Source organism: Winkia sp. C0117E2 (assembly GCF_056590455.1).
Genome location: NZ_JBWPWD010000009.1, coordinates 18,877 through 33,365 on the forward strand (window position 1 = coordinate 18,877; position 14,489 = coordinate 33,365).

11 protein-coding genes are annotated in these 14,489 nt (G+C 52.4%); 5 read left to right on the top strand and 6 right to left on the bottom strand.

The features are described 5' to 3' along the window. Positions 1-13: 13 nt before the first annotated feature. The 3 genes from tgt to AC1EKG_RS10265 are packed head-to-tail and all read right to left on the bottom strand — an operon-like array spanning position 14 to position 3,380. Positions 14-1,228 carry a tRNA guanosine(34) transglycosylase Tgt gene (gene tgt / locus AC1EKG_RS10255; RefSeq protein ID WP_004805478.1) on the bottom strand — a complete coding sequence of 405 codons (1,215 nt, stop codon included), beginning with the start codon at positions 1,226-1,228 and terminating at the stop codon, positions 14-16. Next, a complete protein-coding gene (locus AC1EKG_RS10260; protein ID WP_004805476.1) occupies positions 1,229-1,909 on the bottom strand; it encodes a queuosine precursor transporter in 681 nt (226 codons plus the stop codon). Between the two features lie 13 nt (positions 1,910-1,922). After that, positions 1,923-3,380: a PucR family transcriptional regulator gene (locus AC1EKG_RS10265; RefSeq protein WP_081499151.1), complete on the bottom strand. Its 1,458-nt coding sequence runs from the start codon at positions 3,378-3,380 to the stop codon at positions 1,923-1,925. Positions 3,381-3,493: 113 nt separating this feature from the next. Here AC1EKG_RS10265 and gabT point away from each other — a divergent pair, with 113 nt between their 5' ends. From gabT to AC1EKG_RS10280, 3 genes are read left to right on the top strand one after another with little or no spacing between them, the layout of a single operon-like run. Continuing rightward, positions 3,494-4,816, top strand: a complete 1,323-nt coding sequence (gene gabT / locus AC1EKG_RS10270) for a 4-aminobutyrate--2-oxoglutarate transaminase (RefSeq protein ID WP_004805474.1) — start codon at positions 3,494-3,496, stop codon at positions 4,814-4,816. 1 nt (position 4,817) lies between these two features. Beyond that, entirely contained in the window at positions 4,818-6,071 is a 1,254-nt protein-coding gene (locus tag AC1EKG_RS10275; protein ID WP_048706598.1) for a Glu/Leu/Phe/Val family dehydrogenase, read from the top strand. Between the two features lie 16 nt (positions 6,072-6,087). Beyond that, the gene (locus AC1EKG_RS10280; RefSeq protein WP_004805472.1) at positions 6,088-7,563 is read left to right on the top strand and encodes an NAD-dependent succinate-semialdehyde dehydrogenase; all 1,476 of its coding nucleotides are present in this window, start codon (positions 6,088-6,090) and stop codon (positions 7,561-7,563) included. 47 nt (positions 7,564-7,610) lie between these two features. Here AC1EKG_RS10280 and AC1EKG_RS10285 read toward each other — a convergent pair whose 3' ends face one another. Together AC1EKG_RS10285 and AC1EKG_RS10290 are read right to left on the bottom strand one after the other, a co-directional pair. Further along, entirely contained in the window at positions 7,611-9,158 is a 1,548-nt protein-coding gene (locus tag AC1EKG_RS10285; protein WP_004805471.1) for an APC family permease, read from the bottom strand. Further along, the gene (locus tag AC1EKG_RS10290) at positions 9,148-10,038 is read right to left on the bottom strand and encodes a universal stress protein (RefSeq protein ID WP_004805470.1); all 891 of its coding nucleotides are present in this window, start codon (positions 10,036-10,038) and stop codon (positions 9,148-9,150) included. The genes AC1EKG_RS10285 and AC1EKG_RS10290 overlap by 11 nt, the downstream gene beginning before the upstream one ends. A 289-nt stretch (positions 10,039-10,327) precedes the next feature. Here AC1EKG_RS10290 and AC1EKG_RS10295 point away from each other — a divergent pair, with 289 nt between their 5' ends. Further along, positions 10,328-11,698, top strand: coding sequence for an aspartate aminotransferase family protein (locus AC1EKG_RS10295; RefSeq protein ID WP_004805468.1), 1,371 nt, complete (start codon positions 10,328-10,330; stop codon positions 11,696-11,698). A gap of 68 nt (positions 11,699-11,766) precedes the next feature. On the opposite strand, the gene ypfJ is transcribed toward AC1EKG_RS10295, so the two are convergent. After that, a complete protein-coding gene (ypfJ, locus tag AC1EKG_RS10300; RefSeq protein ID WP_048706583.1) occupies positions 11,767-12,675 on the bottom strand; it encodes a KPN_02809 family neutral zinc metallopeptidase in 909 nt (302 codons plus the stop codon). A 75-nt stretch (positions 12,676-12,750) separates the two neighbouring features. Between ypfJ and AC1EKG_RS10305 the strand changes: the two genes are divergently transcribed. Next, positions 12,751-14,364, top strand: coding sequence for an ABC-F family ATP-binding cassette domain-containing protein (locus AC1EKG_RS10305; RefSeq protein ID WP_004805465.1), 1,614 nt, complete (start codon positions 12,751-12,753; stop codon positions 14,362-14,364). Positions 14,365-14,489 lie beyond the last annotated feature (125 nt).

Genomic DNA, 14,489 nt, shown 5'->3' on the forward strand with positions numbered 1-14,489 from the left:
GCACCATTTACTTTTAATTTCCGTAAAAACGGCCTAGGGTCTCTGTCTTGAAGTCCTCGTAGTATCCCTCTTCAATTGACTTCCTAATATTTGCCACCAGTTGAACAGTGAAGTGTTCGTTGTGAATAGTGGCCAGGGTAGCCGAGAGCATCTCCTTGGCCTTGAATAGATGATGCAGATAGGCGCGGGAGTAGTGAGTGCATGTATAACAGGTGCAATTGTCATCCAGAGGACGGAAATCCCGCTTGAATTCGGCTCGGGTGATGTTGACTCTGCCAGTAGGCATGTAGATCGCTGCATTCCTAGCCACCCGGGAGGGGTTCACACAGTCGAAGGTATCCGCACCGTTTTCTATTGCAGTGAAGAAATCATCAGGTTCAGAAATGCCCAGAAGGTGGCGGGCTTTGTCTTCTGGAAGTTCTTCACATACCCAGCCGACAATGGTGCCGAGGTTTTCCTTCTCGAGCGCGCCCCCAATACCAAAACCATCAAATGTGGTCCCGTCGATTTCCATCGAACCTAGATCGCGAGCTGCCTTGCGGCGGAGGTCCTCGTACTGGGCACCTTGCAGAACCCCAAATAGTTGCTGATGGGGCTTGTCAGCTCTCTCTTCGGTGAGCTTGGCATGGGCACTTAGACAGCGCTCCGCCCACCTGCGAGTCCTCTCTAGGGACGTGACCTGATAGTCGTATGGGTGTACCAGCGAGGTGAGCTCGTCGAAAGCAAACATAATGTCTGCTCCCAACTGATGCTGTATACGCATAGACACTTCTGGATTGAAGCGATGCTTGGAACCGTCTAGATGGGAACGAAAAACTACCCCGTCCTCGTCTACCTTCGCCCTATTTTTTAGCTGCGGTTGCGACACCGGGGCAGTAGTTTTCCCTGAAAACTCTTGCGACAGTACCTTCTTGTAGCCAGCTCCCAGACTAAGAACTTGGAAGCCGCCAGAATCTGTATAGGTGGGGCCGTCCCAGTTCATGAATTTGGACAGCCCCCCGGCCTCATCGACTATCTCAGGGCCGGGCTGGAGGTATAGGTGGTATGCGTTAGCAAGTAGGGCATTGGCACCTAGCGACCTCATTGATTCCGGAAGCACCGCTTTTACAGTGGCTTTAGTTCCTACTGGAATAAAGGCAGGCGTGGGAATATCACCGTGGGGAGTATGAATAATCCCCGTGCGTCCTAATTTCCCATCGAGCCGTGCACCGATATCGAAACTTGTCACTTATTTAGCCTCCAGGTACTCTGTCTCAGCCTTTTTCAGTAGGTGAATGACTGTGTACGTAACTGGTAGCAGTACAACTTCGAGTAAGCATTTATAAACGTACCCAGTCAGTACATAGTTTAGGAACTGGGCACCGGTAATGATCCCATAAAACGCTATTGTGCAGAAGATAGTTGTGTCAGCCAGCTCACCGACGAGTGTTGACGAGATCAGGCGCACCCACAAGTGGTTTTCGCCGAAGCGGTTTTTGATTGCTACCAGGACTTTTGAATTGAGTAGTTGCCCCACCAAGTATCCGCAGACTGAGGCAGCGACGATTCGCGGTACAAAGCCGAGCACGGCTTCAAAAGCTGCCTGGTTTTCGTATCCGGGGCCAACTGGAGCAACTTGGACTAGATAGAAGATTGCTGAGGCCAGGATGGACATAGCGAATCCCACGATGATCGTTCGTTTCGCTGCCCGGTAGCCGTATATTTCAGAGAGCACGTCTGCCAGGATGTAAGTGAATGGGAATAGAATTGCGCCCCCGTCGAAGATCAGTGAAAATCCTGCAATGGGGGTGTCGACCGAGATCAATTTGGTTGCCGCGATATTCGAGAGCAGCAGAAAAGATACGAAAAAAATCGCGATCAGATCGTAGAAGCGGGAGGAATTTCTGGGTTGGTATCGCACTGAGGCCATGTAGGCGATTTTATTACCTTTCTGATAGTGCTCGCAGCGAAAACCACAGCTGTGCACGTGCAGCCGGGTCATCAAGATTGATAGCTAACGCACGTCCGGCAGCTCCAAGTTTTGCCCGCACAGTGTTGCGATGCATTCCGGTTTCCTTTGCCACCTGCGCGATGTTGCCATTTGTGGAGATGAAGGCGTCTAGTAGCGAGAGCATCTCATCATTTCCATTCGCCGCCGCAAGGAAGTCCTTGGCCCACAGTCGCGCATCTTTGGCGCCCACCAATGCCATCATGGCGTTACCTGAGATCTCATCCCAGGTAACCTGCTTGCGGGTGGGAGAAGTTTTCTTTAGGGCAAGCTCAGCGGTTTGCGCGGAATCGTCGGCCTCTTTTTGGCGACGCACAGCCCCGATGCCAGCTTGTAGGTCAAAATCTGCCAATTTCGACAGCAAAAGTGGCATACCGTCGGAGGGGACCAATATTTGCAGTCGATTCTTGGTCAGTTTGAGTGGAACGGAAAAGTGTGAATCTATTTGTTTGTGTGCCCGGGCTAACTCAGATCGATCTCCTTTTGCCGCAACAAATGCCAATTTAGGGGCGAGTCGATTGGCGCGTGGGTATGCGAGCGAATAGATTTCACGGGCAGTATGCCTGTCACCTGATAGGAAGAGTTCTAAACATCGTGCTGACAATGCTAGGCGACTCTCTGCCAACCTTTCGGTAATGGTCAGTGAAGTCTGAAGTAGTAGCGCACTCGTGGAAATAGCGTTTCGCATCCAACTGAGCAGAGGGCGTTGGGTTTGCAATACCAGATATGCATCGTGGCCTTTGAAACTTGCTGTGGGAAGAACGATGGTATCGCCGGTTGGGCTTTGCTCAGTAATAGCTGCGGCCTGACAGTTTTGCACCGTCTCCAATAATATACGTTTGCTCGGTGAGGGATTGCCTGCTGCGCTTATGACCTCTTCGGCAGTGACAAGTGCCGTGTTGGCGCGCGTTATTCGTGCTAATCGGTCGATGATCGTCGCAAGGGGATTTTGTGATGACGCGGCTTGGATCAAGCTTTGCTGAGCTTTCCCAAGAAGTCGAGCAGAAGCAACTGCTTCGGCCTCTAGGAGGTCTGCGACCAAGCGTGAGATCCGCACAAAGTTAGTCGCTTCTGGCACCTCGATAAGATTTAGTCCGTGCTCGCGAGCGGCGGTTAAAAGTTCCCTGGGGACTTGCCTCTGCCAGGGACCAACACCGAAGGCGAGGGCGGATACGTGTGCTTTGTTTAGTCGCTCTACATACTCCTCCCATTGGTGCTCAGTTTTTGGGGATCCGCAGGAAGTAGTGAGCACTAGTTCTCCGCCCTCTAAAAAAGGGGTGGGATTGAGGTGTTCTGTTACTGCTACCCACCTTATTGAGGCGTGAGGGTGCGGACACCAGAGCGATACCAGTTTGATACTTGGGTGGTGGATAACGTCTGAAATGCTCGCCATGTATCAATTGTGCACAAAAGTATTTAAAAATATGTGCACTTTGACAGTAGCGGGAATGTGAGTGGGACCATAGTCTCATGTCTGACAGCATTACTAAATGTTGGAGGACGAAGATGTCGAAACTACCATTCCCACAGGTACGTAACATTGTTACTGACCTGCCGGGACCTAAATCGGAAGCATTTGCAAAACGGAAGCAAGATGCTGTCTCGGCCTGTGTTGCTACGCAAAATCCTATTTATGCGCAGTATGCAGGGGGAGGCGTCATTGTTGACCTAGATGGAAACAGCTTTATCGACATGGGGTCAGGCATCGCGGTTACTACCGTCGGTGCTAGCAACGAACGAGTCGCTAAAGCAATTAAGGAACAGGCTGACAAGTTCACGCACACCTGTTTTATGACTACTCCATATGAGGGGTATGTCGAGGTATGCGAGTTCTTGAATCAGGCGACTCCGGGTGATTTCCCTAAACGGTCGGTACTGCTCAACTCTGGCTCAGAGGCGGTCGAAAACGCCGTCAAGGTCGCTAGGCGTTTCACTGGCAAGCCCGCTGTTGCCGCCTTCGAACACGCCTACCACGGACGCACGAATTTGACTATGGCAATGACGGCGAAGGTAGATCCTTATAAGTCAGGCTATGGCCCATTTGCCCCGGAAATCTATCGCATGCCAATGTCTAATCCCTATCGTGACGGGCTAGATGGTGATCAGGCAGCCAAACGCACTATCAATTGGCTCGAGAAAATGATTGGGGCTAAGAGCTTAGCTTGCATAGTGATAGAGCCGTTGCAAGGGGAGGGCGGATTTATCGTTCCAGCTCCCGGCTTCTTGCAGAATCTGGCTAAGTGGGCAAAGGAAAATGACGTTGTCTTTGTAGCTGACGAAGTGCAGTGTGGATACGGCAGAACTGGCAAGATGTTCGACTCAGAATGGGAAGGCATTGAACCGGACGTCATCTGCACTGCGAAGGGAATTGCCGGGGGCATGCCGCTGTCAGCAATTACCGGTCGCGAGGAGATAATGAATGCGGGCGTTCCGGGTGGCCTCGGCGGTACCTACGGAGGAAACCCGGTATCTTGTGCGGCAGCGCTCGCAGTAGCTGAATCGATAAAGAACGATGGGCTGCTCGAGGTTGCTCAGAAATTCGAGCAAATTATTTCTAAACGCATGGGCGATTTGGCTGCTAGGGACAATCGCATAGGCGATGTGCGTGGACGCGGCGCAATGATGGCAATCGAGCTCGTCGATGAAGCTGGAGCTCCGGACGCCGCCCTCGCAAAAGAGATCCAGAAGCGTGCATACCAGGCAGGAGTAATCCTGCTTTCTTGTGGTACCGAAGGCAACGTCATTCGAATGTTGCCTCCGCTTTCAATGCCCGAAGAGCTACTTGAAGAGGCTTTGGGCGTTATCGAAGAAATTCTAAAGGAGATATAACATGACTCAGAAGGCACAGGGGCCTTATGAGGATGCGAAGAATCAGCTTAAGAAGGCTCAGGAGATCCTTGGGTTTTCAGATGCTGACTACGACCTCTTGGCCATTCCGCGGCGTGAGATGAGCGTTGCGATCCCCGTAAAACGCGACGATGGTACTCGGGAAGTACTTCACGGCTACCGAGTGCAGCACAATTTGTCTCGCGGTCCTGCCAAAGGCGGCATTCGATTCGCAAAGCAAGTTGACATCGACGAAGTCCGGGCACTGGCAATGTGGATGAGCTGGAAGTGCGCACTGCTGTCACTTCCGTATGGCGGCGCTAAAGGTGGCGTCCGAATCGATCCTAGCCAATACTCTCAGGCGGAATTGGAACGGGTTACTCGTCGGTTCACCGCGGAAATTTTGCCGATCATAGGTCCAGAAAAAGATGTTCCTGCGCCAGACGTAGGAACCAACGAACAGACAATGGCGTGGCTGATGGATACCTATTCACAGTCTGTCGGATACACGGTTCCCGGCGCGTGCACCGGTAAGCCGGTAGAGCTGGGAGGCTCGCTCGGCAGAGCAGAATCCACCTCCTTGGGCGTGTTCCTCATGGTCAAAGCTGCCCTGCAGAAGTTGGGCGTGAATATTGAGGGCGCTACTGCAACGGTGCAGGGATTTGGCAAGGTAGGTCGCGGCGCCGCGAAATTTATGGAGCAAGCCGGCATTAAGGTAGTTGCCATTTCTGACGTATATGGCGCTATTCGCAATGACGAAGGAATCGATGTCAAGGCGCTGGGCGAACATGTTGACGCGACCGGAAAGGTGGTTGACTTCCCGGGAGCATCGGCAATGGATCCCGAAGACGTCTTGATGCTGGATGTAGACGTGGTGGTTCCCGCAGCAATTGAAGGTGTGATTCGCGAAGATAACGCGAAGAACATCAAGGCTCCGATTATCGTCGAAGCTGCAAACGGTCCCACAACTTCTGATGCAGATGAGATCCTGAATAAGGAAGGCAAACTCATCGTTCCAGATATTCTTGCTAACTCCGGTGGCGTACTAGTTTCGTACTACGAATGGGTGCAGTCCAGGGATAACTTCTTCTGGGACATCGAGCGAGTGCAGAACGAACAATCTCGGCGCATGTTGGCTGCCTGGGAAGAGGTCGATGAGTATGCGACTGAAAAGGATGTGACTCTGCGAGTAGCTGCCACGGCGTTGGCTGTGGATCGTGTCTTGCATGCTCACAAACTACGCGGGCTATACCCGTGATCGAGAGGTTATAGAGATGTCTGTAGAGATACCAAGTTCGTTGCAGGCGTTTGTCCGGGGTCTTAATCCTGAAGAAGGTGTATGGATTGCCGGCAAAGCCAGGGCGGCGAGCGATGGCAAGACCTTCCCTGTCTATGATCCGGCTACCACTGAGGTCATAGCGTCGGTTTCCTCCGGCACTAGGCAGGACGCTTCTGCGGCGGTGGATGCAGCAGAAGCTGCTTTCGAGGGATGGGCAGATACCTCTCCGCGTGAGCGAGCCGAGATTCTTCGCAAGGCCTTCACACTCATGCTCGAGCAGGCTGAACCGTTGGCTGGGCTAATGGCCTGGGAGAACGGCAAAGCTATGTCCGATGCGAAGGGCGAAGTAACCTATGCGGCGGAATTTTTCAGGTGGTATTCCGAGGAAGCCGTCCGGTCAGATGGGGACTATGCGGTTCCGCCGGCTGGCGGAACCCGTCTTATGGTGACGCATAAACCGATCGGAATAGCTGCACTGATCACCCCGTGGAACTTCCCGGCAGCCATGGCGACCAGGAAGATCGCACCAGCTCTTGCAGCAGGTTGCACAGTGGTGTTAAAGATGGCCTCTGAAACACCACTTACCGCGTTGGCGGTCATGCGGATATTGAAGGAAGCCGGGGTGCCAGATGGTGTTGTCAACATGGTGCCATCGCAAAGCTCGGCTGACATATCCGAGACCTGGTTGGCTGATCCTAGAGTCCGTATTATCTCGTTTACAGGCTCCACAGCAGTAGGATCCTTGCTTATGCAGCAGGCTGCGAAGCGAATCGTCAATTCGTCTATGGAACTTGGTGGCAATGCATCCTTCATCGTAGGCGCTAATGCAGATGTTGACGCCGCGGTGGAGGGCACGATGGTCGCCAAATTCCGTAATGGGGGACAGGCTTGTACGGCAGCAAACCGGCTGTACGTTAATGCCTCCGTAGCCCAGGAATTCAAGGAAAAACTGTGCGCGAAGGTGAAAGATCTGAAGGTTGGGTCTGCGTTTACCGAGGGTGTCGAAATCGGCCCGTTGGTGAATCGCAAGGCGTTAGATGGGTTGCATCAGCTTTTACGCGATGCTGAATCTGAAGGTGCTGAAGTGCTTGCTTCGGCTGAGCTTCCAGATCTCGAGGGATATTTCCTACCTCCTCAGGTAATTGAGGTAAAGGATAATTCCTCCTCGTTATTCCAAAACGAGATTTTCGGTCCTATTGCGCCAATATTGGTGTGGTCGGATGAAGAACAGATGCTGAAGGATGTAAATTCTACCGAGATGGGGCTGGCCTCCTATATATACGGAGACTTGCAATGGGCATTGAGGACTGCCGAGAAGATTGACGCTGGCATGGTTGGCGTCAATCGAGGGCTAGTTTCCGATCCTGCGGCTCCGTTTGGTGGAGTAAAGCAATCTGGAATAGGGCGCGAGGGCGGCCGTGAGGGAGTCCGCGAATTCCAAGAGACGCAGTACTTTAGCGTAGCTTGGTAGCCCTGGATTAGGCAGTTGTGGTCCAACTATATGAGGGCCACAACTGCCTAACTATTTGCGATCATGGTTGGAGGTTCCTCCTGGCCTGTCACAGGGGCCACCGATTTGTGTAAGGGCGATTTCCCTGCAAAGAAATCGGGGTATCTGAACCGACAGATGAGCATTAGAACAACCCCGAGGCCTAGAAGAAACAGCATAAGGATGAAGACTAATCCTATGCCGCCTATCTCGGAACCGGATCCGAAATTTGGGTCGAACGAATCATAGGTAGTGATTGCTAATAGGCCAAATAGCATGACTGCGCCTAGGCCCGGAAATAGGAATGTCATCAGGAAGCTTCCAAGGGACGTGAACCACCGTTTCCTGAAATAGACCACGCAAGCTAGGGCAGTGAGGCCATAGTAAAAGCAAATCATCGCACCTAAAGTTGCTACCGTGTCCCACAGTACTTTCTCCGAGAGGAACCTCATTACAGTGTAGAAAGTGCCAGCTGCAACGGCTGCAACAACTGTGGAAAATCCGGGCGTGAAGTATTTTGGATGAATTGATGCAAGCTTTTCGGGAGCTGCACCGTAATATGCCATAGAGAGCATTGTTCTAGCCGGAGATACCGCGGTGGACTGTAGGGAAGCCATTGTAGAGACTAGGACCGCTAGCGAGATTAGGATGGCACCGGAGCCTAAGACGGGGGTAGCGAGGGCGAAGAAAGCATTGTTAGCAATTTTTGGGTTTCCCAGTCCGAGAGCGTCTGCTGGGTCTACGCCTGCGTAAGACATGGCCCCCAAGGACACGAACATGTAAATTACGACCACTATTGTCACGGTAAGAGTTGCAGCTCTACCAGGAGTGGAAGCGGAACCTTTGGTTTCCTCGGACATGGTTAGGGTTACGTCCCATCCCCAGTAGATGAATAAGGCTACCGACACGCCTGCGGCTAGCTGGGCCATTGAACCGAGCTCAAATGGGTTAAACCAGGAGAGCTGAATCTGGTTGAAATGATAGGCCTGGCCCGAGTAGGCAAGATAGAACATGACAGCACCAAACCCGATGAAGATGAGAAGTTCAAAGCCAACGAGGACGTATTGAACTACTTGAGCTGTCTGCATGTCGCGATAGGAGATCCAGGTTGCCACTGCCATGAAAACGAGGCAGGTAAGGATGTTTATCCCGATATTTTGTGAAAGCTGGGCGATTTCAGGTCTACCAGTAATTTGGGAAACGGCTAAATAGAAGAAATCCACTGCTATACCGGCAAGATTCGACAGTACGACCGTAGTAGCAATGATAAGTCCCCACCCGTTCATCCATCCCAGATAGGGGCCGAAAGCTCGCACTCCCCAAGTGAATGATGTGCCTGCGTCTGGAATAGCTGAGTTAAGCTCCCTGTAGCCGAAGGCGGTCAGCAACATCGGGACGAATCCAATCAGTAGGATCGCGGGTAGCTGATGTCCGACTGCCGCGGCAGTCGGGCCGATTGCGCCGGTCAGAGTATATGGGGGAGCGATACAGGAAAGGCCGATAACGATAGCGCCGACAAGGCCAACGGAATCTGCCGATAGTCCTTTCGCGGACGGTGTCTTTGCCTCATTCGCCATGGGTATCACCTAGAACAGAGATTGGATCTGCCCCATCGCGGGGGACAACTACCAATGGCACGGGGATGGCGCGCATTATCTTAGATGCGACCGAGGACATGAAAAGCTTACGAGGCTGTGCCAGTTGTGAAGAACCTAAGACTGCTAGTCCAGATTCACGCCAATCTGTATTAGTAGCGGCCTCTTCGATGGAATTTCCTTCGGTCAGTTCGAGCTCTATCGGGTAATCAGCTCCTAGGAGGATTTCTGCCTGTTCTCGGACATCTTGAATGTGCTGCTCTGCCTTTTCTTGTACGCGGCTGTGCGAGGGCACATCTGGAAGGTCTTGAGTAGCTACCCAGGAGACTATTCGGAGGGGAACTTCACTCCTCTTGGCTACTGAACAGGCGTAAGCCAACAGATCTTTGTTGCCTGGGCGGTTGTCTGCGCCCACGGTTACACGTGTCAGTGCCTTTATCTTTAGATCACGCATTCCGCGGGGAGCTAATGCTAGAGGAACAGGGCAGGTGGCCATGAGAGCTTGACCGACTGATCCCAAAGAGAGCCGCCCGAGCATACTTCGTTTCGACCCGGATATCACTAGCATGGTTGGTTTTAGTTCTACTACGGCATCGAGGAGCCCTTCCTCGGCGCTGTCGGCGTATCGTATATGGGTTCTGATTGTTAGGTTTGATCCCTCGATAGCTTCTTCCATCCATGCCTGCGCCTGTTCCTCGACCATCATATCGTAGGAAGCATCAGGCATGACCACGCTTGCCCGCTCGCGCAAAATGATCATCACAATATCGACTTTTGCATCAAAAGATCGAGCAAATATGCAGCCAAGTTTCAGGGCATCTTTTCCTCTTGGCTCGCTGGTATATCCAACTAGTACGGACATGCGTCTTAGCTCCTTCCGCCTGGTGCTGGCCTGGATAGGCAGCGAAACTGGTGGGGTTCACGCTACCCCATAACCCCACAGTGGGCCACCGAGGGGAGGGGGCGGAACAAGGGTAACTTAGAATGTTTGTTATGAAATAGTGCACAAATCTTCTAAATTGTGTAAAGTATGTACCACACAACTAGTGTAGGCCGTAAGTCCCATAAGTGTGGCAGGTTTTAGAAACCTTCAGTGTTTACGAACGCTTTATAAGGGTTTATTGGCTATGGCAGCCAAAACGGAGGAGTAAATGACTGTACAGCTCGATGAAAATAAAATTCAAAAACTCATTGAGGAACAGGAAAAGATTCTCAATGACAACACTCAAAAGTCCAAGCAGATGTTCGAGTCTGCGGACCATCTATCAAACGGGGTAGCATCTGCGTACCAGGCGCGTGATCCGTGGCCAATCTATATTGATCGTGGTTCTGGCGCGAAAATCTGGGACGTAGATGGAAATGAGTACTATGATTTCCATAACGGCTACGGCTCGATGGTGCAGGGGCATGGTCACCCGGCTATCGGAAAGGCACTAGCTGAACGGTGGCCAAAAGGCTCTCACTTTGGTGCAGCTACGGAAGACGACATCGTGGTCTCTAATATTCTGGCCGAACGTTTTGGGCTCGAGAAATGGCGTTTTACTAACTCGGGATCCGAGGCAACCATGGATGCAATTCGGATTGCCAGGGCTTATACCGGCCGAGACACGATAATGAAAATATTCGGCTCATACCATGGTCATCATGACGCGGTAATGGTATCGATCGGGGTGGCTTGGGACGATATTGGTCCGCGCGATCACTATAAGCAACTGCCGTATGGTGGCGGCATCCCGGAGTCGACCGTAGAGCTGACTATTCCAGTGCCGTTCAATGATGCGGAAGCTATGGAGGCGCGCATTATTGAACTCGACAAGGAAGGGCGCAAACCCGCGTGTGTAATCATGGAAGCGGCCATGATGAACCTCGGTGTGGTGCTTCCTGAGCCGGGGTATCTAGAGGCAGTACGTGAAATTACCAAGAAACATGGGGTAGTGCTGATCTTTGACGAAGTTAAGACCGGGCTGTGCGTAGCCGCTGGCGGGGCAACTGAACGCTTTGGCGTAACTCCAGACATGGTTACGTTAGCGAAGGCCCTAGGCGGCGGCCTACCAGCAGGTGGTATCGGCGGCACCGCTGAGGTTATGAGTGTTGTTGAGGATCACACCGTAAACCAGGTGGGCACCTACTCTGGAAACCCGCTGTCGATGGCTGCTGCGCGCGCGTCGCTCGAGCAGGTACTAACGCCGGATGCATACAAACACCTCGACCACCTAAATGATCGAATTCTGAAGGGCTGTAGCGAAGTCATAGCTAAATACGACATTGCGGCCTACACCGTCGGAATTGGTTCTAAAGGATGCGTGACATTCTCTGATGCGAAGATCGTCGACTATGAGTCCTATGCTGAGCACCAGTCTGGTGGAATCACTGATCTGGCATGGCTGTGGAATATGAACCACGGTATTTTCATGACTCCGGGTCGTGAGGAAGAGTGGACGCTGTCAGTTGTGCATGATGATGCCGCGATTGACGCGTATGTAAACGCTCTCGACTCGCTACTGGCCGAGGTTACAAAGTAGAACCTCATTATTAAATAGGTGTGGCCGGCTTATCGCCGGCCACACCTATTTAATTTAATTTGTTGAGCTTACAGAGAGTCGGCGCTAAAGGTATCGCAGGCCTTCATGGATCCCTGCTCAATGCCGGTCTTAAACCACCTGGTGCGTTGTTCGGAGGAACCGTGGGTCCAGGAATCTGGATTAACTCCACCTTGGCTTTGCTCCTGTAAATGATCGTCTCCGATAGCTGCTGCTACGCCAAGTGCGTCAGCAATTTGAGTATCGCTGGGTTTCTTCAGGAAAGCTTCTCCGCTATTTTTGTCAACAGTTTGGGAGGCATGGTTAACCCATATCCCCGCGTAGCAGTCAGCCTGCAGCTCCATGCGTACTGCGGCGGAGCCGTCCCCCTGCTGGCGGGTGTCATGAGCATTGAACTGTCCGGTTAGGTTCTGAATATGGTGGCCGAACTCATGGGCAACGATATATTCCTGTGCCAGCGGCCCGTTCTTTGCGCCGAATTGGCTTAGCTGGTTGAAGAAACTTAGATCAAGATACACAGTGCTGTCGCCGGGGCAGTAGAACGGTCCCACATTCGCTGAAGCAGCACCGCATTGAGTGTTGACAGAATCCTGGAATATCTGGAAGCCAGGCTTCTTATAATCCGCGTCGGCTTGCTCGGGCAACTGTTCTGCCCACATCGCGTCTAGAGACTGTGCAGTTGCAACCATTCGGCACTCGTCTTTTTCATTTGCTGCCTTACCAGTGGTGCAGTGCGACAAGTCAATTCCTGGCTGCGCGGATTGGCTTTGCTGTTGTTGCTGGCCGCCGCCGGTCAAGCCACCAATTAGATCTACCCCTGTGAGTTGGGAGATGACCACTAGGGCGATTACGACAAAAAGGGAGCCGCCGCCACCAATAGCTAGTCCGCGTCCGCCCCTTCCGCCTTTGGAGGTACTGACTCGCCCGGGATCTAACTGGATATTGTCATTGAAGCTCATATACAAATGGTAAATTACCTCACCGGTTTTGGCTTCTTTTTAGCCTCTGCAGCGCGGCTGTTTTAGGATGGGGCAGTGATTACTGCGCAGGATTTGTCGATCTCTATCGGTGATAGGCAGCTGGTTAGCGGTGCCAACTTTTCCATTCGGAAAGGCGACCGCATTGGTCTTGTGGGGCGGAACGGTGCCGGCAAGACCACGACTATGACCCTTCTAGCAGGTTTGGCTGAGCAAGAAGGCACCATTGCCTACTCCGGTCAGGTATCTAACTCCGGTACCGTCGGTTACTTGTCTCAGGATCCCAAGGTGGGTGACCCCGAGCAAAGTGGCATGGAACGGGTCCTGCAGGCACGTGATTTGGCGCGAATGCTGCACAAAATTGCGGTTGCGGAAAAACAGATGGCTGAACTGACTGGGGAACGCCAGCAGAAGGCCATGAATCGCTATGTGCGTTTAGACCACGAGTTCACTATCTCAGGTGGTTATGCGGCAAGAGCGGAAGCTGCGCAGATTGCCGCCAATTTAGGACTTAGCGAAGAGGTTATGAAGCAGCCTCTTCACACGCTTTCTGGCGGTCAGCGACGCCGGGTTGAGCTCGCTAGGGTGCTGTTTTCAAAAGCTGACATTTTGCTCTTGGACGAGCCGACCAACCACCTTGATCATGATTCTATTATTTGGCTTCGCGACTATCTGCGATCCTATGCGGGCGGGTTCATGGTAATAACCCACTCAGTCCAATTGCTGAAGGACACCGTGAATCAGGTGTTTTACATGGACGCAGCTAGGGGAGTCATAGATATATACCAGACTGATTGGGATACCTACTTGCGCCAGCGCAGTGATGACGAAAAACGTCGCGCTCGAATGAGGGCAAATGCGATGAAGAAGGCGGAAGCACTGCGCGCCCAAGGCGAAAAGATGCGCTACAAGGCGACTAAGGCTGTCGCGGCACAGCAGATGCTCAGGCGTGCTGATGAACTGTTGGCTTCTGTCGGTGCTGTTGGGCAAGAGGAAAAAGTGGCCAGGTTACGGTTCCCTGAACCCGCTTCCTGCGGCAAAGTACCACTGCGTGGCGAAGACCTTACCAAGACCTATGGCTCGCTGGAGGTATTCATGGGGGTGAACCTTGCGATTGATCGCGGCTCGCGAGTTGTAGTTCTTGGCTTCAACGGTGCCGGTAAGACAACCCTTTTGCGCCTCCTTGCGCACCTTGAGGAACCTGACATGGGTGAGGTAGTGGACGGGCACGGACTGAAACTTGGCTATTATGCCCAGGAGCACGAGACCTTGGACATGGAAGCGACTGTGCTCGAAAATATGACTCATGCCGCCCCGGACCTGGATGACACCCATGTTCGCAATGTGCTGGGACAATTTCTTTTTAGCGGAGACGACGTATATAAGCCGACCAAAGTTCTCTCTGGCGGCGAGAAGACCCGGCTTGCCCTGGCAACTCTGGTGGTATCTGCAGCGAATGTTCTGCTCTTGGATGAGCCCACTAATAACCTGGATCCAGCCTCTCGCGAAGAAATCCTGAATGCCCTTGGAAACTATGAAGGGGCAGTCGTCCTGGTAACGCACGATGCGGGCGCTGTTCGGGCTCTGGAACCAGATAGAGTGATTCTGCTTCCCGATGGCGACGAGGATTTGTGGGACGAATCCTATATGGATCTAGTAGAACTTAAGTAGCTATTCTTCTGTTTTTAGATACTCTTCAACTGTGATTGCGCGGACTGGGAAGTCCCGGAGTTTTACATACTCAACAAGGAAATCACGATGTCCTTCGCAGGCTAACCAGACTTTCTCGCGTCCGT